Source organism: Pasteurella oralis, from assembly GCF_042681465.1.
Lineage (GTDB): Bacteria > Pseudomonadota > Gammaproteobacteria > Enterobacterales > Pasteurellaceae > Pasteurella > Pasteurella oralis.
The window spans coordinates 465457-488233 of sequence record NZ_JBHUFP010000004.1; the positions used below are offsets into that span (position 1 = coordinate 465457).

Consider the following 22777-nt stretch of genomic DNA (forward strand, 5'->3'; position numbering starts at 1 on the left):
TAATCCTATTTAACTTTGATTGAAGAAAGAAAGGGATATTCTTACTAAATTCGCAGTATAATAAGCAGGATATTCTTCATTATTATTATTACCAAATACTTTTGTCAGGTGGTTATAATGCAACAAAATAAACCCATTAGCGAATGGTTAACTTCAAGTGCTCTCGGTGGTATCAACCAGTCTTATATTGAAGAACTCTATGAAGATTACCTTCGTGACCCCAATTCTGTCGATGCCAGTTGGCAAGAAATTTTTAACTCCCTTCCAAAGTCCAATACGTTTGTTGAACAACCTCATTCTCAAGTCCGTGATTATTTCAAACGTTTAGCTCGTGATAATTCACCAAATGGTGTTGGTGTGATTGATCCAAATGTCAGTGCAAGATTAGTAAAACTGTTGCAATTTGTGAATGCGCACCGTAATCGCGGTCATTTACATGCTGATTTGGATCCGCTGAATTTATGGCAACGTATGGATGCACCAACGTTAAGTTATAAATACCATGGTTTTACAGAAAATGATCTTGACGAAATATTTGATGTTGGTGGGGAAATCGCGCATAGAGATAAAATTTCGTTACGTGATTTAACTGATTTATTAAAGAAAACTTATTGCAGCACGATTGGGCTTGAATTCATGCATGTTAATGATGTAGAAGCTAGAACGTGGCTGCAACACAAACTTGAATCACGCTTAACCCAATCTTTTAAAAAAGAAGAACAGATTAAATTTTTAGAAGAATTAACCGCTGCAGATGGTTTAGAACGTTATTTAGGCGCTAAATTTCCCGGTGCTAAGCGTTTCTCATTAGAGGGAAGTGATGCATTTATTTTATTAATGAAAGAAATTGTTCGTCACGGTAAGCGCAATGGTATTGATGAAATTGCAATGGGGATGGCGCATCGCGGTCGCTTGAACATGTTAGTTAACCTATTAGGTAAAAAACCATCAGAACTATTTGATGAATTTGCGGGTAAACATTATGGTAATGGTACGGGAGATGTAAAATATCACCAAGGTTTTTCTTCCGATTTTATGACCGATGATGGTATTGTACACTTAGTTCTTGCATTTAACCCATCGCACTTAGAGATTGTCAGTCCAGTCGTTATTGGTTCTGTACGAGCGAGACAAAAACGTATCCATGATCATGAAAAATCGAAAGTATTACCTGTAACTGTGCATGGTGATTCTGCAGTGATTGGACAAGGTGTGGTACAAGAAACTTTAAATATGTCTGCTACACGTGGTTATAGTGTAGGAGGGACAATCCGCGTAGTGATCAATAATCAAATTGGTTTCACGACATCGAATCCACATGATACACGCTCAACAGAATATTGCACTGATATTGCGAAAATGATTGAAGCACCAGTCATTCATGTAAATGGTGATGATCCTGAAGCGGTAGTTTATGCCGCACGTATGGCTGTTGAATATCGTACTTTATTTAAACGCGATATTTTCATTGATTTAGTATCTTATCGTCGCCATGGGCATAATGAAGCAGATGAGCCATCAGCAACTCAACCATTAATGTATGATCGTATTAAAAAACATCCAACTCCACGTAAAGTTTATGCAGATCGTTTAATTGCTGAAGGGATAATTAACGAAGAAGAAGCAACAGAATTAGTGAATAATTATCGTGATGCATTAGATCGTGGTGATTGTGTCGTAGCAGAATGGCGTGAGATGGATTTAACAACTAAAGATTGGACAAAATACCTCAGCCGTGAATGGTGTGAATATGAAAGTAAATTTGATGAAGAACGCTTTCAAGGTTTAGCTAGAAAAGTTTGTGAATATCCAGCACACCATGAATTACATTCTCGCGTAAATAAAATTTATGCTGATCGCAGTTTGATGGCAAATGGTGAAAAGCTATTTGATTGGGGAATGGCCGAAACTATGGCGTATGCAACTTTACTTGATGAAGGTTATCATGTGCGCTTATCAGGTGAAGATGCTGGACGAGGTACCTTCTTCCATCGCCATTCTGTTTTACATAACCAAAAAGATGCTACGCTTTATATTCCATTAGCGAACTTACATGGCTCACAAGGTCGTTTTGAAGTGTGGGATTCTGTATTAACTGAAAATGCTGTGCTAGCTTTTGAATATGGCTATGCTACAACTGATCCAAAAACGCTCACTATTTGGGAAGCACAGTTTGGTGATTTTGCCAATTGTGCACAAGTCGTCATGGATCAATTTATTAGTTCTGGTGAGCAAAAATGGGGCAGAATGTGTGGTTTAGTGATGCTGTTACCACATGGTTATGAAGGTCAAGGACCAGAACATTCATCCGCTCGTTTAGAGCGTTATTTACAGCTTTGTGCACAACAAAATATGCAAGTTTGTGTGCCTTCAACACCTGCGCAAATTTATCATTTATTGCGTCGTCAAATGTTGCGCAAAGTTCGCCGTCCATTAGTTGTCATTTCACCAAAATCGTTGTTACGCCATCCATTGGCGGTTTCTTCTATGGATGAGTTAATCAATGGCGCATTCCAAAATGTAATTCCTGAAGTGGATGATCTGAATCCACAACAAGTCAGACGCGTTGTGATGTGTTCAGGTAAAGTGTATTACGACTTATTAGAGCAACGTCGTAAGAACAATCAAACAGATGTAGCGATTATTCGTATAGAACAACTTTATCCATATCCACATGAAGAAATGAAAGAGGTGCTTGCACCTTATAACCACGTCACGGACTATGTATGGTGTCAAGAAGAACCATTAAATCAGGGGGCATGGTATTGTAGTCAACATAATTTTGTGACATCAATTCCTGAGCATGGCAAACTCTGTTATGTGGGACGCCCAGCATCAGCGTCACCAGCCGTAGGTTACATGTCGTTACATAATGAACAACAAATAGCCCTTGTGACAGAAGCGCTAGCTTAATTCAAACGAAAAGTGTGTTAAAACTGACCGCACTTTTCAGAGAAATAAATCTGAGAAAAGGAAAGAACAATGAGCAATTTTGAGATTATCACACCAGATTTACCAGAGTCAGTTGCTGATGCAACTGTGGTAACTTGGCATAAAAAAGTGGGTGATACAGTAAAACGTGACGACATTTTAGTGGAAATTGAAACAGATAAAGTTGTATTAGAAGTACCTGCGGTATCAGATGGAGTATTGGAAACGATTATTGAAGCAGAAGGGGCTACTGTAGTCAGTAAGCAGTTATTAGGCAAACTTTCTGCAATAGCAGTTGCTGGAGGTGTCACAAAAGAAACGGTCGCAACACAAGAGCCAACACCTGCAGATCGTCATAATGCCACATTAAGTACAGAATCTATTGGCGCAGATTCAGTAAGCCCTGGCGTTCGTCGTTTACTTGCTGAACATGATTTAAATGCAGAGGAAATTAAAGGTAGTGGTGTAGGTGGTCGTATTACGCGTGAAGATGTAGAAAAAGTCTTAGCTACGAAAGCACAACAAGCTACTCAAGTCGACAGTAAGCCTGCACTTACCAATTTTAATGTTGGCAATCGTGAAGAAAAACGTGTACCAATGACCCGTTTACGTAAGCGTATTGCTGAACGTTTATTAGAAGCGAAAAATAGTACGGCGATGTTAACCACATTTAATGAAGTGGATATGTCACCAATTATGAAATTACGTAAAACTTATGGCGAGAAATTTGAGAAACAGCATGGCGCACGTTTAGGTTTTATGTCGTTTTATATTAAGGCTGTTGTAGAAGCGTTAAAACGTTATCCAGAAATAAATGCTTCTATTGATGGAGATGATATTGTGTATCACAACTATTTCGATATTAGTATCGCTGTGTCAACACCACGTGGTTTAGTGACCCCAGTACTACGTAATTGCGATAAATTAAGTATGGCAGATATTGAGAAAGAAATTAAAGCGTTGGCAGAAAAGGGACGTGATGGCAAGTTGACTGTTGAAGATTTAACGGGTGGTAACTTTACGATTACGAATGGTGGTGTGTTTGGTTCATTGATGTCAACACCTATTATTAATCCTCCACAAAGTGCGATTTTAGGTATGCACGCGATTAAAGATCGCCCTGTTGCAGTGAACGGTGAAGTCGTGATTCGTCCAATGATGTATCTAGCACTGTCTTATGATCACCGTTTAATTGATGGACGTGAGTCTGTTGGTTTCTTAGTGGCAATTAAAGAGTTACTCGAAGATCCAACACGTTTGCTGTTGGAGATTTAAATAACGAGATCTTGGTAGAATTTAGATATCAGTATAATTTATTTTCTGCCAAATCTCCCTCGTCCCACTTTAATGCAGGATGGGGAATATTAATCAAGCAAGCAGTTAGCATCATTAAGAAAAACGTTACAAACACATCATGAAGCGATGATATGCCTGAATGGGTCCTCTTTGATCGCCTGAGCTGTAGGAAAAATTGAATGTTTAAGCGAGCTTACGAGTAAGTTTTCAATTTTTCTATTCAAAATTAAAACAAAGCGAAGAAGAGCAGTAAAGCGGAGGTGTGCTTTCTTTTGGTTACTTTTCTTTGCACAAGTAAAGAAAAGTAACAGATACGAGGAGAAGTTATGAACCTACACGAATACCAAGCAAAGCAAATTTTTGCTGAATATCAATTACCAGTAGGCAGAGGTTATGCCTGTAAAAATGCAGATGAAGCCGCCGATGCCATCAAAAAGCTCAATGGTGATGTTTGGGTAGCGAAATGCCAAGTTCATGCTGGTGGACGTGGTAAAGCTGGTGGGGTGAAATTAGTACGTAATGAAGCGGAAGTACGAGCTTTTGCAGAAAAATGGTTAGGACAACGTTTGGTGACTTTCCAAACTGATACAAATGGTCAGCTGGTGAATACAATTTATGTTGAAGAAGGTTCAAATATTGAGCGTGAATTGTATTTAGGTGCTGTACTTGATCGTGCTTCACAACGTATTGTGTTTATGGTGTCCACTGAAGGTGGGGTAAATATTGAAGAAGTAGCAGAAAAAGCACCGCACTTATTACATAAAATGGCGATTGATCCACTAACAGGTGGCATGCCATACCAAGGGCGTGAACTGGCATTTAAATTAGGTTTAAAAGGCGATCAAATTAAACAATTTGCCCATATTTTTGTACAAATGGCGAAAATGTTTGTGGAAAAAGATTTAGCACTATTGGAAGTAAATCCATTGGTCGTAACAAAAGAGGGAAACTTACTTTGTTTAGATGCGAAAATTGTAGTGGATAGTAATGCGTTATACCGACAACCTACATTGAAAGCCATGCAAGATCCAAGCCAAGAAGATCCTCGTGAGGCACGTGCGGAATCTCATCAATTAAACTATGTGGCACTAGAAGGTAATATTGGTTGTATGGTCAATGGCGCAGGTTTAGCTATGGGGACGATGGATATTATTAAATTACATGGCGGTCAACCAGCTAATTTTCTCGATGTAGGCGGTGGAGCGACTAAAGAACGTGTTGCTGAGGCATTCAAAATTATTTTATCTGATAGTGCAGTGAAAGTCGTCTTAGTCAATATTTTCGGTGGTATCGTACGTTGTGATTTGATTGCAGAGGGAATTATTGCTGCTGTGAATGAAGTTGGCGTTAGTGTGCCAGTTGTTGTACGTTTGGAAGGAAATAATGCGCCGTTAGGGCGTGAAATTTTAGCAAATAGTGGCGTGAATATTATTGCGGCAAATACTTTAACTGATGCTGCGATTCAAGCGGTAAAAGCGGCGGAGGGAAAATAATATGTCTATTTTAATTGATAAAGAGACTAAAGTGATTTGCCAAGGTTTTACGGGCGGACAAGGTACATTCCATTCTGAACAAGCATTAGCCTATGGTACACAGCTGGTGGGTGGTGTTTCGCCAGGAAAAGGCGGTACAACCCATTTAGGATTACCTGTTTTTAATACAGTGCGTGATGCAGTTGAGGTAACTGGTGCTACTGCAACAGTAATTTATGTACCTGCACCGGGTTGTAAAGATGCGATTTTAGAAGCCATTGATGCAGGAATTGAATTAGTGATTTGTATTACTGAAGGGATTCCAGCCCTAGATATGTTACAAGTGAAACAACGCTTAAACCAAACTGGTGTACGTATGATCGGTCCTAATTGTCCGGGGGTGATTACTCCAGAAGAATGTAAGATTGGGATTATGCCAGGTAATATTCATAAAAAAGGTAAAATTGGGATTGTTTCACGTTCAGGTACATTGACCTATGAAGCAGTGAAACAAACTACTGATGAGGGCTTTGGGCAATCTACTTGTGTTGGTATCGGTGGTGATCCAATTCCAGGCTCAAACTTCATTGATATCTTGAAATTATTCCAAGATGATCCACAAACAGAAGCCATCGTTATGATTGGTGAAATTGGCGGTTCGGCGGAAGAAGAAGCTGCCGCCTTTATTAAAAACTATGTCACAAAGCCAGTGGTGAGCTATATTGCTGGTGTCACCGCACCAAAAGGTAAACGTATGGGGCATGCAGGTGCGATTATCAGTGGTGGGAAGGGTACAGCAGATGAGAAATTCGCTGCCCTCGAAGCGGCAGGTGTGAAAACCGTGAGAAGTCTAGCGGAAATCGGTGTTGCGCTAAAATCTCTGTTAAAATAGACCGCACTTTTGTGTCGACAACAAAAAAGACTGTTTAACACAGCCTTTTTCATTGGATCAAAGTAAATTAAGCAAGGATTGAATCTAATTCTTGGCTCACTTCTTCGACTTTTTTGGTGCCGTCTAAGCGGAAATATTTGGTATTGCCTGTTTTTGCTTCGGCTTGATAGTAGTCCACTAATGGTTTAGTAGTTGAGTGATACACTTTTAAACGATCTAATACCGTTTCTGGCTTATCGTCAGCACGAATGATTAAATCTTCGCCTGTGACATCATCTTTACCTTCTAATTTTGGAGGATTGTAAATAATGTGGTAAGTACGACCTGAAGCTTGATGAACACGACGACCACTCATACGTTCAACAATCACTTCATCTGGTACATCAAATTCTAGGACGTAGTCAATCTGAATGCCTACTGTTTTTAGTGCGTCAGCTTGTGGAATAGTGCGTGGGAAGCCATCTAGTAAGAAGCCCTTAGCACAATCTTCTTGTGCAACACGCTCTTTAACTAATGAAATAATCAATTCATCCGGTACTAATTGACCCGCGTCCATTAACGTTTTTGCCTGTTTGCCTAATTCGGTTCCCGCTTTAATCGCCGCACGTAACATATCCCCTGTTGAAATTTGTGGGATACCAAATTTATTCATAATAAATTGTGCTTGCGTGCCTTTACCTGCACCGGGTGCACCTAATAGGATAATTTTCATAATGACCTCTGTTGGTTGAAATAATCTTGTTTTTGACCGCTCTTCCTGACTGGGTAGAAAAAAGTGCGGTATGATTTTTCATGTTTTTTGATAGTAAAACAAAACGATTAATAGTTGCCCAATTCATTGGAAATGTCAACCGTTGAAAACGGGTTAAGCTTGTTTCTCTGTTTGAGTATTGTCATGCCAGGGTGCTACTTTAAATAGCATTAACATACCTGGAATTGCGGCAAAGAAACAAATCCAAAAGAAAGTGTAGTAGCCATGATTAGCCACAATGACACCTGAAAATGCACTAAACACTTTACTTGGGATGGCGGCTAAACTGGTAAAAATAGCTAATTGAGTTGCAGTGTAAAGTGGATTGGTTTCTCGTGCCATAAATGCCACAAATGCCGCTGTGCCTAAACCAACACCAATATATTCACCAATAATCACTGTAGTTAACACAAAAAACTCAAAAGAACCAATGGTTTCAAATTTGCCGTAACTTGCCATCCAAACAAAACCAAGAATTGTGATTAATTGTACGAAACCAAATAACCATAAAGAACGATTAACGCCTAAACGCAGCATTAAAATACCACCTAATATGCCTGAGATAATTAATGCCCAAAACGAATTAAGTTTTACTACTGTACCAATGTCTGCTGTGCTAAATCCCATATCTAAAATAAATTTGGTTTGTAGTGATGTTGCAAGAGAGTCACCAAATTTATAGAGGAAAATAAACAAGATTAAACCCAGTGCAGAAGCGACACCTTTGCGAGTGAAGAATTCTTTAAATGGCAATGCAAAGGCATGATAGAAAGGCAAAGTGCGGTCGATTTGTGGGACATTTGGCTCTTTACTGAGAAACAGTGAAAGTATTAAGCCAGGGATCATAAATAATGCGGTGAAAATAAAGACTATATCCCAAGGCAGGCTGCCTGCTAAAATCAGAGATAAACCACCAGGGATTAAGCCTGAGATACGATAAGCATTAACATGAATAGAGTTACCTAATCCGAGTTCTTCGTCACTTAAAATCTCACGTCGATAAGCATCAATGACAATATCTTGCACAGCCGAGAATACAGCAATTGTCGTTGAAATAATGGCGACTGTTTGGATATTTTCTGCAGGGTTATATTGACCAAGGAGAATAAGTAATCCAAGTAAGCCAATTTGAGTTATAAACATCCAACTACGACGGCGACCTAAAAAATTAGGGTAGTAGCGATCGAGTAATGGCGAAATAATAAATTTCCAAGTATAGGGAAAGCCAATCAAGGTAAAGAGACCAATTGTTTTTACATCGACATTACTCGAAGAAAGCCAAGCTGGCACCATTTGGAATAGAACATATAAGGGTAAGCCAGAACTGAAGCCCGTAAAAATACAAAGTAACATATTACGGCTAAAAATCTGCGACAGTAAACTCGGTTTGTTTTGCATAATTAATCTCGATATCCTTTAGGATTATTTTTTTGCCAGTTCCACGTGTCTTTCATCATTTGCTCGAGACCACGATCAGCACACCAGTCTAATTCTTGTTTAGCGAGGTTTGGATCGGAATAACAAGTTGCAATATCACCTGGGCGGCGCTCTACTAGTTTGTAAGGAATTTTTATTTGGTTAGCTTGCTCAAAGGCTTTTACCATATCAAGCACAGAATAGCCTGTACCAGTTCCTAAATTGTAGATATGTAAACCTGCATCATTTTCATGACGAGCTAAGGCTTTCAAATGCCCAATGGCAAGATCAACAACATGAATATAATCACGTACACCAGTACCATCATGTGTATCATAGTCACTACCAAATACGGCAAGTTGTGGTAATTTACCAATAGCAACTTGGCTGATATAAGGGAGTAAGTTATTTGGAATTCCATTTGGATCTTCACCGATTAAACCACTTTCGTGCGCGCCTACTGGATTGAAGTAACGTAAGATGGTGATACTAAATTCAGGGCTTGCTGTTGCAATATCACTAAGGATTTGTTCCACCATAAATTTTGAAGTGCCATAAGGGTTAGTGGTGCCACCTACTTTACAACTTTCTGTGATAGGGATAATTTCTGGATCACCATAAACTGTGGCGGAAGAACTGAATACCAAATTCCGTACACCTGCTTTTTTCATTTCTTGTATTAAAACTAAAGAGCCTGTGACGTTATTCATATAGTATTCAGCAGGTTTTTGTACGCTTTCACCTACGGCTTTTAGTCCGGCAAAATGAATGACTGATTGGATCGTATTTTCTGCAAAAATCTTTTGTAAAAGTGCAGTATCTAAAATATCACCTTGGTAGAATTTAACTGATTTGCCTGTAATTTGAGAAACGCGCTCAAGGGACTTGGGAGAAGAGTTACAAAGATTATCTAAAACAACAACTTCTTTATTTGTATTAAGTAGTTCAACAACAGTATGTGAGCCGATATAACCAGCACCACCAGTGACGAGAATTGCCATAATTATGTCCTTAGTTGCTTTGATTTCTAAACAAAAAGAATTAACAGTATAAATCTTTCCGCTTGGAAGTGAAAGAAATAGTACAAAAATTAGTAATAGTACCATTTACTCTTGCTGTTTTTTTATGTAAATTTAATACTTTCTAGTCGTCTGGTATTTTATAAAGTTTTAAGGATAAACCGTATGAATTGGTATTTTCATGTATTAAAAAATTATGTGACATTTAGTGGTAGAGCAGGGCGCAAAGAGTTTTGGATGTTCACTTTAATTCAGTTTATCATCATCGTATTGCTTTTTATTGTAGACATTAATAATGGAACATATAATTCTGATGTTGAAATGGGGCTTTTATCTGGTATTTATATTTTATTGACTTTCTTACCTACGTTAGCTGTCACGGCTCGCCGTTTACATGATATGAATCATAGTGCTTGGTGGCTTTTACTTAATTTGATTCCTATTGGTCAGATAGCCTTACTCGCTTTGTGTTGCGCGAAAAGTACACCGGGTACGAATCGTTTTGGACCAAACCCCAAAGAAATCGATATGAATAATGAATCTAAAAATGACACAACGTTAATTAGTTAATTTGATTAGATAAACAAACAATCGGCATCATTTAGATGTCGATTTTTTTTTGTTATTTTCCGCTAAAATACCTGACGCAAACGTTTACTATTGAAAATTTTAGCGTAGAATATGCGCTTATTTTTTATTTTTATTACTTTTCACTTAAGGAAACAATATGTCTTTAGAAAAACATTTTGGAGTTACTAAACGTGGCTCAAGTGTGCGTCAGGAAGTGATTGCGGGTTTAACTACGTTTTTAGCTATGGTGTACTCCGTTATCGTCGTACCTAATATGCTTGGTGCCGCAGGTTTCCCTGCTGAATCAGTGTTTATTGCAACTTGTTTAGTCGCAGGGTTAGGCTCAATTTTAATTGGTTTATGGGCAAATGTACCTATGGCGATTGGTTGTGCAATATCTTTAACCGCATTTACCGCATTTAGCTTAGTGTTAGGTCAACAGGTTAGTATTCCTGTGGCATTAGGTGCGGTATTCTTAATGGGGGTTGTGTTTACTCTCATTTCTGCAACTGGGATTCGTGCTTGGATTTTACGTAACCTACCAATCAGTATTGCGCATGGTGCTGGTATCGGTATTGGTCTATTTTTATTATTAATTGCAGCGAACGGTGTGGGTTTAGTAGTAAGTAATCAAGCTGGTTTACCTGTAAAATTAGGTGACTTTACGTCGTTTCCTGTGTTGATGGCATTAATCGGTTTAGCCTTAATTATCGGCTTAGAAAGAATGCAGGTAAAAGGCGGTATTTTGTGGGTGATCATTGCAATCACAATGGTAGGTCTTATTTTTGATCCAAATGTGAAGTTCGGTGGTCAAATTTTTAAAATGCCAACTTTTGGTGAAAATTCGTTATTCTTACAATTAGACATTATGGGGGCATTACAGCCTGCAATTTTACCTGTAGTATTTGCACTGGTAATGACGGCTGTTTTTGACGCAACAGGAACAATTCGTGCAGTTGCTGGTCAAGCAAATTTATTAGATAAAGATGGTCAGATTATTAACGGCGGTAAAGCATTAACTTCAGACTCAGTAAGTAGTATTTTATCTGGAGTATTTGGTACTGCACCAGCAGCGGTTTATATTGAATCTGCGGCGGGAACAGCAGCAGGAGGGAAAACAGGGATTACTGCTGTAGTAGTTGGTGTATTATTCTTATTAATGTTGTTTTTCCAACCGTTAGCATTCTTAGTACCGGGGTACGCTACTGCGCCTGCATTAATGTATGTTGGTTTATTAATGTTAAGTAATGTAAGCAAATTAGATTTCAATGATTTCATTGGTGCAATGAGCGGTCTAGTTTGTGCTGTGTTTATCGTATTAACAGCCAATATCGTGACAGGTATTATGTTAGGCTTTGCAACATTAGTGATTGGTCGTTTAGTGTCTGGTGAATATAAAAAATTAAATCTTGGCACGGTGGTCATTGCTATTGCGTTAGTCGCATTTTATGTCGGAGGCTGGGCAATATAATTTGTTTTGATATTAATATAATGAAGGGCAGCGATCATAATCTGCCCTTAATTTTTTTCTTCTGAACAAACTACAAAAAAACCAACCGCACTTTTTAAGGTATTACCATAGAAAATCAATGGGATACGTTGCCGTTGCCAAACGGGTACATTTAATTGCTGCCAGATTTTTTTAATCTCTTTATTAGCGGATTTTTCAGTTAAGCGGACTTTACCAGAATAACCAAAGCGTACTTGAATAGCGCAAGTGGTAAAAGGTAATTCGCTACTTAATTGCTGCTGAGAACATTGCCAACGTGCGATAAGTTTTTGGGATTTTTGTTGTAATGTTAGGCTACCCAATTGATCAGGTAGTTGGATTGTTTCGCCAATGTGAATGTTAAGTGCAATCTGTGTCAGATTAGCAAATTGGCATGTCATATAGAGTCGTTGTTGATAGCGGCGAATAATTTGGCTACCTAATTGAAACTGTGGCTGACTGTCTGGCTTAGCAAAAATGACATCTTGGATGATTTGTGTTAGTTGTAATAAGGAAGGCATCGGCACTTGCCATTCGGCTAGCCATAAGCGTAATAAGGCTTTTTGTTTTAAAGCTGAAAAAGTGGCAAATTGACTGATATTAAAAGTGCGGTCAGTTTTATCAAAATTTTGTGTAAATTCTTCGCTAAGTAATTCATTGAGCAATTGTTGTTGTTCAAAACAATGTTGGGCAGAACGTTGTACTGCTAAATCAAAATGAGCCCAACGTTGGCGTAGATGAGGCAAAATTGCATTGCGTAGAAAGTTGCGTTCATAGCGGTTATCAATATTGCTTTCATCTTCAATCCAAGTTAATTCTTCAGACTGTACAAATTGTTCTAATTCTATGCGAGTAAAGTTAAGGAGTGGGCGGAAAATAGGTAAATGATAGAGCGTACTTTGCACTTGCATTGCGCTTAATCCTTGTAGACCGCTACCACGCTTTAAGGCAAGAAAAAAAGTTTCTGTTTGATCTTGTAAATGATGTGCAGTGACCAGCATTTCATGAGGCAAAATATGATGTGCAATGGCTTGATAACGCGCTTCTCTTGCTCCTGCTTCAATACCATTACTACTATCTACTTGTACTTTTTCAATAATTAAAGGCACTTGCAATTGTTCACAAATTTGCTGGCAATGTTGCGCCCAGTAATTGGCATTTTGGCTTAACCCATGATGGATATGAATTGCTCTAAGTTGTAAGTGCGGTCTATTTTTACGCAATTTTGCTAACAATAAAAGTAGCGCAGTCGAATCCAAACCGCCACTAAAACCAATTAAAAATTGGTTTTGGCCGGGAGTATGTTGATCAATTTGTGTTTGGAATCGTGGTAATAGCATAGGTGTTTTGATTAAAGTTAAAGGACGTTAATTGTAACGTCCTTTGGATTTGAAATTAAGCGATTTTCACTGCTTTATATTGACTGATAGGCTTCATAATATAGTCACGAGCAGCAATAATTTGTAGTTCATAATTATCTTTTTGCTGAGTAACAGTCATTACATCATTGACAGCATTTGCAGTATGCTCAAAAGCTTCAAGGTCAGATTTGCCATTGAGTAAATTAGCAATAAATAATCCTGCGGTTAAATCACCGACGCCAACAGGCTCTTTACGGAATTGATGTAAAGGACGGCTGATGTGCCACATTCCCTCTTGATTCGCTAATAGCATTTCAAATTGAGTGGTATCTTTACCCACTTTACTTAGGTGTTTCACTAACACTTTTTTTGGACCTTTAGAGAGAATGATTTTAACTGCTGCTAACGCTTGCTCAAAATTTTGAACAGGCAAGCCACTTAATTCACGTAATTCAACGAGATTAGGGGTGATTAAGTCTGCTTCAGCCATTGCCAAATTAATTAATCCTTCTTTGACACCTTCCGCGACGATACAGCCTTTGTCTGGATGTCCCATGACTGGGTCACATAAGTAAAGCGCATTTGGATTTTTTGTTTTGACAAATCGTACTGCATTGATAATTTCTTCTACTTGTTCAGCTGAACCAATATAACCTGAAACAACGGCATCACATAAATGTAATGCGTTAATAGCATCAATACCACGTACAATCTCGCCAATTTGTTCTTTCGGAATAATCATGCCTGCCCATTTACCATATTGGGTATGGTTAGAAAATTGCACGGTATTTAGCGCCCAAACATCAACACCTAAAAGTTGCATAGGAAAAGTGGCTGATTTGTTACCTGCATAGCCATAAACGACATGAGATTGAATTGAAAGAATGTGTTTCATGATGACTCCTGAAATAAAATTGTTGCGTTATGATCAAAAACGGCATAATGCAGAGATATACATTATGCCGTTGAGTAAATTAATGATTACACATAACCATAATCCATTAAGCGTTGATAGCGGCGATGGAGTAGATTATCTTGATCTAACATATCTAAATCCGCAAGATCAGCTAATAAACGTTGTTTTAAGTTTTGTGCCATGACATCAAAATTACGATGAGCACCACCTAACGGTTCTTCGACGATATTATCAATCAGATTGAGTTCTTTTAAGCGATTAGCGGTTAAGCCCATTACTTCAGCAGCGATTGAGGCTTTGTCTGCGCTTTTCCAAAGAATTGATGCACAACCTTCGGGCGAGATAACTGAATAGGTGCTGTACTGCAACATATTCACTTTATCACCAACACCAATTGCAAGTGCGCCACCTGAACCCCCTTCACCAATGACAGTACAAATCACAGGGACTTTTAACATTGACATTTCACGTAAGTTGCGTGCGATAGCTTCTGATTGACCACGTTCTTCAGCGCCGACACCCGGATAGGCGCCAGGCGTATCAATAAAAGTAATAATAGGTAAATTAAAACGTTCAGCCATTTGCATTAAACGCAATGCTTTACGATAGCCTTCTGGTGCAGGCATACCAAAATTGCGTTTAACTTTCTCTTTTACACTTCGTCCTTTTTGATGGCCGATGACCATTACTGGTTTACCTTCTAAACGGGCTAAACCACCAATAATCGCTTTATCATCAGCAAAAGCACGATCGCCTGCTAATTCTTCAAATTCAGTGAAAATACGTTCAATATAATCTAAAGTATAAGGACGGTTTGGATGACGAGCCATTTTTGAAACTTGCCAAGCATCTAGATTGGCAAAGGTTTTTTGAGTAAGTTCCGCACTTTTCTTTTGTAAACGTGCAATTTCGTCATCAAGATTAATCTCATTATCTTGACTTGCCACAGAGCGAAGTGACTCAATTTTTGCTTCAAGCTCTGCAATAGGTAATTCAAAATCTAAATATTCTGGGCTCATTTTTCTTCCTGTTTTCAAATTAGCACAATTTATACCGCACTTTATCAAGATTTTTCTGAAGGTGCAAACACAGGCCGTATTGTATGCTTTTTTTTATGAAAAAGCATGTGCTGTTTGACTTGTTATACCATCGAATTACTATCAAGTATTGATAAATAAGTCTGGTCATTTTGAAGTATTTTTTATGGAAAAATACTGAGTTGAACTTTTACTTTTTCTTATGTGTCAAAGGAAGTGCGTTTTAAAAACGTTATAAAACAGCATGAGGAGTATTTATGAAATTGAATAGAGCAACATTGATTACAACATTAGCTGTACTTTCTTTTACTATGATTTCAGCACAAGCAACTATTATGGAAGCTAGCTCAAAAGGAGAGTTAACAAAAATTGTTTATAGCTGTGAAGGAAAAAAACATTAGATGTGATTTTTATAAATACGGCTAAGGATTCTTTTGCAATCATTAATCAAGTTGATGAGATGATTCCTATGGAACTCGTGAAATCCGCTTCAGGTGCAAATTATAAAGCAATTAATAAAAATTATACTTACGAACTTCAAACTAAAGGTAATCAGGCAACCTTGCTTGGAGATAATCAAGTTATCATTGGAAATTGTGTGACTGAATAATAATATTTATTGATATGCAACTATCTATTGAAAATAGCTTGAATTGAATTTAAAAGCCCTGAAAAATTTTTCAGGGCTTTGTTATTAGTACATGAAGAGCTATTCCCACTCAATTGTCGCTGGTGGTTTACCTGAAACATCATAAACAACGCGAGAAATACCGTTGACTTCATTGATAATTCGATTTGAGATTTTGCCTAAAAGATCATAAGGTAAATGTGCCCAATGTGCGGTCATAAAATCGATAGTTTCGACGGCACGTAATGAAACCACCCAATCGTATTTACGCCCATCTCCCATCACACCTACTGATTTCACTGGTAGGAAAACAGTAAATGCTTGGCTGACTTTGTAGTACCAGCCTGAGGCATGTAACTCTTCCATAAAGATTGCATCAGCACGGCGGACTAAATCACAATATTCTTTTTTGATTTCACCTAATACACGCACACCTAAGCCTGGACCAGGAAATGGATGACGATTTAACATTTCTGCTGGTAAACCTAGTGCTAAACCAATTTTACGTACCTCATCTTTGAATAATTCGCGTAGTGGTTCAACTAAGCCAAGTTTCATATAATCAGGTAAGCCACCTACATTATGGTGTGATTTAATCACATGGGCTTTACCTGTTTTACTTGCCGCAGATTCAATCACATCGGGATAGATTGTACCTTGTGCTAACCATTTTACACTCGATAACTTTTTCGATTCATCATCAAACACATCAACAAAGACTTTACCGATTGTTTTACGTTTTGCTTCAGGCTCATCAATGCCTTTCAATGCTTCTAAGAAACGATCTTCTGCTTTCACGTGGATAATGTTTAATCCAAATTTATCACCAAACATTTCCATGACTTGTTCAGCTTCGTTTAAACGTAATAAACCGTTATCAACAAAAACACAGTGTAAATTTTTACCGATAGCACGATGTAATAAGAGCGCAGTTACGGATGAATCGACTCCGCCAGATAAACCTAAGATAACTTCATCATCACCGACTTGCTCTTTGATACGTGCAACCGCATCTTCAATAATATTTTCTGGAGTCCAGTTACACTCACAGCCACAAATATTCACCACAAAATTAGTTAATAACTCAAGACCACTCTTGGTGTGAGTAACTTCTGGATGAAATTGTACGCCATAAAAATGGCGACTTTCATCAGACATAGCCGCAATCGGGCAAGTCGGTGTGACTCCCGTAACTTGGAAATTCTCTGGTAAACGTGTAACTTTATCACCATGACTCATCCAAACATCTAATTTTGGCGTTGCACTTGCTAAGTTATCATTTAATTTCGCAAATAGAGCGTCAGTTGCTTTTAAATCTACTGAGGCATAACCAAATTCACGATGATCAGATGTTTCTGTTAAACCACCTAGTTGCATTGCCATGGTTTGCATACCATAGCAAATACCTAGTACTGGCACACCAGCATTAAAAACATATTCTGGTGCACGAGGGCTATTTTCTTCTGTTGTACTTTCAGGACCGCCAGAAAGAATAATCCCCGTTGGGTTAAATTCACGAATATCTGCTTCGGTGACATCCCATGCCCAAAGTTCGCAGTAAACACCGATTTCACGGACTCGACGTGCAATCAACTGGGTATATTGTGAACCGAAGTCTAAAATTAGAATTTTATGATTGTGAATGTTGTTCATTTAAGTTCTCTTGGTTGTTTTTAGGTAAATATCAAATAGTGTTAAAGTGTCCTGTGCAAAAAGGATTTTTAATTTGCTATTGTGTTACATTTAATGGGCTTTTAAACATCTTCGATGTATTGTTCAATATACAGAACCTCTTTTTGAGTGAGCGTTTTTATTTTATCCACATATTGAGTCAAAAAATGATGTTCAGCTAAAAATATTGTGATTGCTTCTTTATTTTTATCAAAAAAACATATCGTTAGTGAACTCTCATTATTTCTTCTCGTTGTTTCCGTATTCGCAAGCGTAAAGCATTCAATTTCATTTTTATCAAACACTATTGCACGATCATTACTAGTAAAACCTATTTTGTGATTAACATCATCTGTCCAAATAACCGTTTGCCCATCTCGAAATTTTTCTTTTATTTTAGGAGGACGTCTTTTAACACTTGCGCTATAGGTATAATCTATTTTTATTAAGTCTTGATGATCAATAATTAAATAATCACTAATGATTAATTGGCTTTCATAAGGTTCATTAATCACATATTCTAAATATTCAGTATTATTTCTAATTATTAGTTTGCTATATCCAGTATCAAAGTAATATTTAAAATGGCGATGATAATGCAATTCAAATTCAATATGATTAAAATTTACAACAGATTTATATAACTTAGGATTATTTCTCTCTTCAGAAAATGATGTGATTAGCTTTTTATTGTTAGTTAATGAGGATTTTAATTCTAAGTAACTTTTCTCTGTTGCTGATTCGTGATAGCAATCAGTATATAGCTCTAAAATAGGCACATCTCTTCTGACACTTGGCGTAAGCCAAACATTCTTCAATAATAAGCGACCTATTCGAATAGGATAGATAAAATTATAAGAAATCCATTTTTCTTCAAATTGTGTATGTTGAAATAATGCTTCATAAGTGGTACCCCAAGGAATAAATTTTTTTTCAGGAGATTGAATTTCAAAACCCTGCGTATAGTCAGTATATTCCTCATCAAGAATATCATAATTTTGTATTTGTTTTTTTCGCCAAATTTGTATAGAAAAAGGTCCTTTTTTATAAAGGTATTGAAAAAAAAGAGCATCATCAAAACCAAATCGGCAAGATAATTCCTGATACATTTTTGTAAACCCTCTATAGTTTACTCCAATTTTGAAGATATCATTAAGGTAAAGCGTAAGGCGATTGTTTCTTATATCAGGATCTTTAACAAGATAAACATAATTTAGCTGGCTTAAATCAAACTCATCATATTTTTTTTCAATTTTAACAATGTTATTTTCAATATTTATCTTATATTGATATTTATTTCTTAAAAACTTTAATAAAAAAAGTTTGATAATATTTTTAACATTAATATTATGCATAAAAATAATCTTCTATATTAAAGTAGTTACATTTAAAATATAAACTTAGGTGGGATTTTACCCACCCTAAGACATTATTAACCCATACGATAGTTAGGCGCTTCTTTGGTAATAGTAACATCATGCACATGACTTTCTTTGATTCCTGCACCACTAATACGCACAAATTGTGCTTTAGTACGTAGTTCATCAATAGTTGCACAGCCAGTTAGCCCCATACAAGAACGCAACCCCCCCATCTGTTGATGAATGATTTCTTTTAAGTAACCTTTGTAAGGAATACGACCTTCAATTCCTTCTGGCACTAATTTATCAGCTGCATTATCTGATTGGAAATAACGATCACTTGAACCTTTGCTCATTGCACCCAATGAACCCATTCCGCGGTAAGATTTGAATGCACGACCTTGATAAAGCTCAATTTCACCAGGTGCTTCTTCAGTACCTGCGAACATCGAACCTACCATCACACAAGATGCACCTGCAGCAATCGCTTTTGAAATATCACCTGAAAAACGGATACCTCCATCAGCAATAACTGGTATACCACGATCTTTTAAAGCTTCTGATGCATCGGCGATAGCCGTGATTTGTGGAACACCAACCCCTGTTACGATACGAGTAGTACAGATTGAGCCTGGACCAATCCCCACTTTCACTGCACTTGCGCCTGCGTCAGCTAGAGCGAGGGCACCTTCTGCTGTTGCAACATTACCTGCTACGATAGGTAAATCTGGGTATTTAGCACGTGTTTTACGTACACGTTGTAGTACGCCTTCTGAGTGACCGTGTGAAGAATCGATTAATAATACGTCAACACCTGCTTTTACTAAAGCATCAATACGTTCTTCATTACCTGGCCCCGCACCTACCGCAGCACCAACACGTAAACGCCCAAACTCGTCTTTACATGCATTTGGTTTTTGTTCTGCTTTTTGGTAATCTTTTAATGTGATCATACCTTTTAACTTAAAGTTATCATCAATCACTAATACTTTTTCAACCCGATGTTCATGCATTAAAGTAAAAATTTCATCACGCTTAGCCCCTTCTCTCACGGTCACCAAACGTTCTTTCGGTGTCATAAACTCAGAAACAGTTTTATTTAAGTCAGAAACGAAGCGAGTATCGCGACCTGTAATAATGCCGACTAATTCTTTATTTTTATTCACTACAGGATAACCCGCAAAGCCATTTTTCTTAGCAACTTCAGCTAATTCTCCTAATGTTAGATCTGGTGTGACAGTAATTGGATCTGAAACGATACCACTTTCAAATTTTTTCACTTTGCGTACACGTTCTGCTTGGCGTTCAATGGACATATTTTTGTGAATAAAGCCAATACCGCCTTCTTGGGCAAGAGAAATTGCTAATTTTGCTTCTGTGACAGTATCCATAGCGGCGGATAACATTGGAATATTGAGGCGGATTGTTTTGGTGAGTTGAGTGGATAGGTCTGCGGTATTTGGGAGCACTGTAGAGTGTGCTGGGACAAGAAGTACATCATCGAAGGTTAAAGCTTCTTTTATTACTCGTAACATTGCAATATTCTCTCTTAGATTAATGTTGAAAATAAAAAAAAAGGGTAAAAAATATTGCGGTCGCATTATACAGATTTCATTCTTATTTGAAAATGGATTTTTTTATGGATTTAAGACAAAATGCACAAGAGAAATAAAAAAGTAAAACAAGTTATATCAATAAGGTTTTTTATGCACAATTTAATTGATGTTTTAGCGCAAAATGAAAGAATATCATTATGTAAATTAACTGAACTTTTGCAATGTTCTGAACATCTTGTCTTAAAACAAATTGCTGAGTTAGAAGCACAGGGGATTGTGATTGAAAAAAGTGCGGTTGATTTTAGGTTAATTCCACAATTAGCACGTTTAGATGAAGCTTATTTAAATCATATGCTTGCGCCACAGAAGCTCATTATAAAACCCGTTATTCATTCTACTAACCAATATTTATTAGATCATATCCATCAACTTGAAACAGGTACACTTTGTTTGGCTGAGTATCAAACGGCAGGGCGAGGTCGAAGAGGCCGTCAATGGCTATCACCCTTTGCAGGTCAAATTATCATGAGTATGTATTGGACAGTAGAACGTACAACAAATTTAGAAGGATTAAGTCTTGTTGTTGGTATGGCAATTGCCGATACGTTAAAACAATTTGGCGCGATTGGTGTAACATTAAAATGGCCAAATGATGTTTTGCTAAATAACAGAAAGCTAGCAGGGATTTTAATTGAAATTGCGAATAGTCCAAATAGATTACATAATTTAGTTATTGGCTTAGGCATTAATCTTTCATTGCCTAAGCAACAAAATTCGATTGATCAGCCATGGGCGGAGTTAATCGAAGTATTACCAGATATAGATCGTAATCAATTGATCATTGTATTAGTGAAAAATCTGACTTTTTATTTAGATTATTTTAAAGATAAAGGGATTGATGATCAGTTTAAACAGCGTTGGCTAGAACTTGATGCTTATTTAGGTGAGGAAGTTAGTATTATTAGTGAAAATCATCGCACGATAGGAGTTGAACAAGGTATTGATGAACGAGGTTATATTAAAATTATGACATCAGAGGGAGTTCAATATTTTAATGGCGGTGAAGTTTCTCTTAGGAAAGCTTAAAGAGTGGTCAAAACTTTAGAAATGTTGACCGCTCTTTTGTGTGAGAAATTAGATTACTGTTTGGATAAGAGCTGAAATGTCTTGTGGAAAACATTCTTGTTTTGCCATAGTAGCAATATCACTATGGCTATATTTTTCCGCATTATAGACAACAACAATGCTTGTATCACCAACTTGCAAAAAGTTATGTTCACCAAAGTCAGTATAGCGCGTGGCACCAATGCTAATGATCGCTTGCTTAGGATAATCTGCTTTTTCAATTAAAGCTGAAATATTGTTCATTGGACCTTGATCAGGTTGTGTATTCATTTTATCAACAATCCAATTCAAGAGTTTTTGATGAAAATAACTATAACCTAAAGCTGGGCTATCAACGCCATATTCGTTAAATTGTTCACCGCGTTTATGAAAACAAGCAATATGAAATTGATCAATTTCACTACCTAGTTTAAAAGAGGTAAGTGGTAATAAAGTAGGTGAGAGACCTTTACTTTCTGGAGCCCAATTTTTCTTTTCACTGATTTTCTGCGCATTAGGGCGACGAATTGAGCAGTCATTATAAGCTGCAAACAAGCGAGGAATAAGCTGAATTGCTTTTTGACCAGAATATTCAATGTCACAAATAAGTGCAATCTCTGGTTCAATTTGTAAGTTATCAGCGCCAATTTCATTTGAAAAAGAAAGATGTTGATGACTAATTGGATAGGTTGCAAGAAACTGATGCTCTGGATTTAATTTGTTACTTGGTACATAAAAAGGAAAAATTGCTTTAGGTTGAATAGATTCTTCAGTTTGTACCGATATAAAATCAGCAGCCTCGCCAGCTTGCTCTAAATGCCCAGCAAAATTACCAGCAACCCCTAAGCCGATCATTTTTTTGAAATCCATATCTTCTCCTCTATCTATATAAATGTAAAAACGAAGTTACTTTAGTATTAAATTTAGGCTAAAACAATTATTTTTGTTTGCTTTGTAAACAGTTAACAAAAAAAGTGAAAAAAAAGCAAAAAATAGGTTGCATGAGATTAATTTTTGCCTATAATACGCCGCACACAACGACGCGCCGTTGTAGGTATAAAGATTTTACAACTTGCGTCGTTTTTTGTTCTTTAACAATCAAACAGACAATCTGTGTGGGCACTTGTTGATACATTTCATATAAAAAAATTAAATGAAGTCTTAATAGGTGCTTTACTGAAATTCATAATACTTTGGTACAGTGATAGATTTATTCTGATAGTAGTACTGAAGTAGAAATACAAGCTAAGCAGTTTATTGAGCGATTAAACTTTTGAATTGAAGAGTTTGATCATGGCTCAGATTGA

General features: G+C 37.2%; 19 protein-coding genes. 9 read left to right on the forward strand and 10 right to left on the reverse strand.

Annotation, left to right across the window (positions count from 1 at the left end):
• Positions 1-117 precede the first annotated feature (117 nt).
• The 4 genes from sucA to sucD all read left to right on the forward strand — a co-directional run bounded on the left by sucA (position 118) and on the right by sucD (position 6591).
• A complete protein-coding gene (gene sucA / locus ACFSAV_RS03950) occupies positions 118-2913 on the forward strand; it encodes a 2-oxoglutarate dehydrogenase E1 component (RefSeq protein ID WP_379096401.1) in 2796 nt (931 codons plus the stop codon).
• 69 nt (positions 2914-2982) lie between these two features.
• Positions 2983-4206: a 2-oxoglutarate dehydrogenase complex dihydrolipoyllysine-residue succinyltransferase gene (odhB, locus tag ACFSAV_RS03955; protein ID WP_379096404.1), complete on the forward strand. Its 1224-nt coding sequence runs from the start codon at positions 2983-2985 to the stop codon at positions 4204-4206.
• Between the two features lie 347 nt (positions 4207-4553).
• On the forward strand, positions 4554-5720 hold the full coding sequence (sucC, locus tag ACFSAV_RS03960; protein WP_379096407.1) for an ADP-forming succinate--CoA ligase subunit beta: 1167 nt from the start codon (positions 4554-4556) through the stop codon (positions 5718-5720).
• Position 5721: 1 nt separating this feature from the next.
• Complete coding sequence (gene sucD, locus ACFSAV_RS03965) at positions 5722-6591, forward strand: succinate--CoA ligase subunit alpha (protein WP_379096409.1); 870 nt, start codon at positions 5722-5724, stop codon at positions 6589-6591.
• Between the two features lie 67 nt (positions 6592-6658).
• Here the strand turns inward: sucD and adk are convergent, their stop codons facing one another.
• The 3 genes from adk to galE all read right to left on the reverse strand — a co-directional run bounded on the left by adk (position 6659) and on the right by galE (position 9759).
• A complete protein-coding gene (adk, locus tag ACFSAV_RS03970) occupies positions 6659-7303 on the reverse strand; it encodes an adenylate kinase (protein WP_101774791.1) in 645 nt (214 codons plus the stop codon).
• Positions 7304-7456: 153 nt separating this feature from the next.
• A complete protein-coding gene (locus tag ACFSAV_RS03975) occupies positions 7457-8740 on the reverse strand; it encodes an AmpG family muropeptide MFS transporter (protein WP_379096413.1) in 1284 nt (427 codons plus the stop codon).
• A gap of 2 nt (positions 8741-8742) precedes the next feature.
• Positions 8743-9759, reverse strand: a complete 1017-nt coding sequence (gene galE, locus ACFSAV_RS03980; RefSeq protein WP_379096416.1) for a UDP-glucose 4-epimerase GalE — start codon at positions 9757-9759, stop codon at positions 8743-8745.
• Between the two features lie 183 nt (positions 9760-9942).
• Between galE and ACFSAV_RS03985 the strand changes: the two genes are divergently transcribed.
• Together ACFSAV_RS03985 and ACFSAV_RS03990 are read left to right on the forward strand one after the other, a co-directional pair.
• Positions 9943-10347 carry a DUF805 domain-containing protein gene (locus ACFSAV_RS03985; RefSeq protein WP_101774794.1) on the forward strand — a complete coding sequence of 135 codons (405 nt, stop codon included), beginning with the start codon at positions 9943-9945 and terminating at the stop codon, positions 10345-10347.
• A gap of 157 nt (positions 10348-10504) precedes the next feature.
• Complete coding sequence (locus tag ACFSAV_RS03990) at positions 10505-11818, forward strand: NCS2 family permease (protein WP_379096421.1); 1314 nt, start codon at positions 10505-10507, stop codon at positions 11816-11818.
• A 47-nt stretch (positions 11819-11865) separates the two neighbouring features.
• Here ACFSAV_RS03990 and tilS read toward each other — a convergent pair whose 3' ends face one another.
• From tilS to accA, 3 genes are all read right to left on the reverse strand, one after another.
• Positions 11866-13176 carry a tRNA lysidine(34) synthetase TilS gene (gene tilS / locus ACFSAV_RS03995; protein ID WP_379096426.1) on the reverse strand — a complete coding sequence of 437 codons (1311 nt, stop codon included), beginning with the start codon at positions 13174-13176 and terminating at the stop codon, positions 11866-11868.
• Positions 13177-13231: 55 nt separating this feature from the next.
• Positions 13232-14092 carry a pyridoxal kinase PdxY gene (gene pdxY / locus ACFSAV_RS04000; protein ID WP_379096429.1) on the reverse strand — a complete coding sequence of 287 codons (861 nt, stop codon included), beginning with the start codon at positions 14090-14092 and terminating at the stop codon, positions 13232-13234.
• Positions 14093-14178: 86 nt separating this feature from the next.
• Complete coding sequence (accA, locus tag ACFSAV_RS04005) at positions 14179-15132, reverse strand: acetyl-CoA carboxylase carboxyl transferase subunit alpha (RefSeq protein WP_379096431.1); 954 nt, start codon at positions 15130-15132, stop codon at positions 14179-14181.
• A gap of 275 nt (positions 15133-15407) precedes the next feature.
• On the opposite strand from accA, the gene ACFSAV_RS04010 reads away from it, so the two are divergent.
• Together ACFSAV_RS04010 and ACFSAV_RS04015 are read left to right on the forward strand one after the other, a co-directional pair.
• Positions 15408-15551: a hypothetical protein gene (locus ACFSAV_RS04010; protein WP_379096433.1), complete on the forward strand. Its 144-nt coding sequence runs from the start codon at positions 15408-15410 to the stop codon at positions 15549-15551.
• Between the two features lie 2 nt (positions 15552-15553).
• On the forward strand, positions 15554-15760 hold the full coding sequence (locus tag ACFSAV_RS04015; RefSeq protein WP_379096436.1) for an MliC family protein: 207 nt from the start codon (positions 15554-15556) through the stop codon (positions 15758-15760).
• 99 nt (positions 15761-15859) lie between these two features.
• Here ACFSAV_RS04015 and guaA read toward each other — a convergent pair whose 3' ends face one another.
• The 3 genes from guaA to guaB all read right to left on the reverse strand — a co-directional run bounded on the left by guaA (position 15860) and on the right by guaB (position 20345).
• Complete coding sequence (gene guaA, locus ACFSAV_RS04020) at positions 15860-17431, reverse strand: glutamine-hydrolyzing GMP synthase (RefSeq protein ID WP_101774800.1); 1572 nt, start codon at positions 17429-17431, stop codon at positions 15860-15862.
• 101 nt (positions 17432-17532) lie between these two features.
• Positions 17533-18804, reverse strand: coding sequence for a hypothetical protein (locus ACFSAV_RS04025; RefSeq protein ID WP_379096439.1), 1272 nt, complete (start codon positions 18802-18804; stop codon positions 17533-17535).
• 77 nt (positions 18805-18881) lie between these two features.
• A complete protein-coding gene (gene guaB / locus ACFSAV_RS04030; RefSeq protein ID WP_379096442.1) occupies positions 18882-20345 on the reverse strand; it encodes an IMP dehydrogenase in 1464 nt (487 codons plus the stop codon).
• 171 nt (positions 20346-20516) lie between these two features.
• Here guaB and birA point away from each other — a divergent pair, with 171 nt between their 5' ends.
• On the forward strand, positions 20517-21452 hold the full coding sequence (birA, locus tag ACFSAV_RS04035) for a bifunctional biotin--[acetyl-CoA-carboxylase] ligase/biotin operon repressor BirA (RefSeq protein ID WP_101774803.1): 936 nt from the start codon (positions 20517-20519) through the stop codon (positions 21450-21452).
• Between the two features lie 48 nt (positions 21453-21500).
• On the opposite strand, the gene ACFSAV_RS04040 is transcribed toward birA, so the two are convergent.
• Positions 21501-22340, reverse strand: coding sequence for a DUF5718 family protein (locus tag ACFSAV_RS04040; protein ID WP_379096445.1), 840 nt, complete (start codon positions 22338-22340; stop codon positions 21501-21503).
• Positions 22341-22777: the final 437 nt, after the last annotated feature.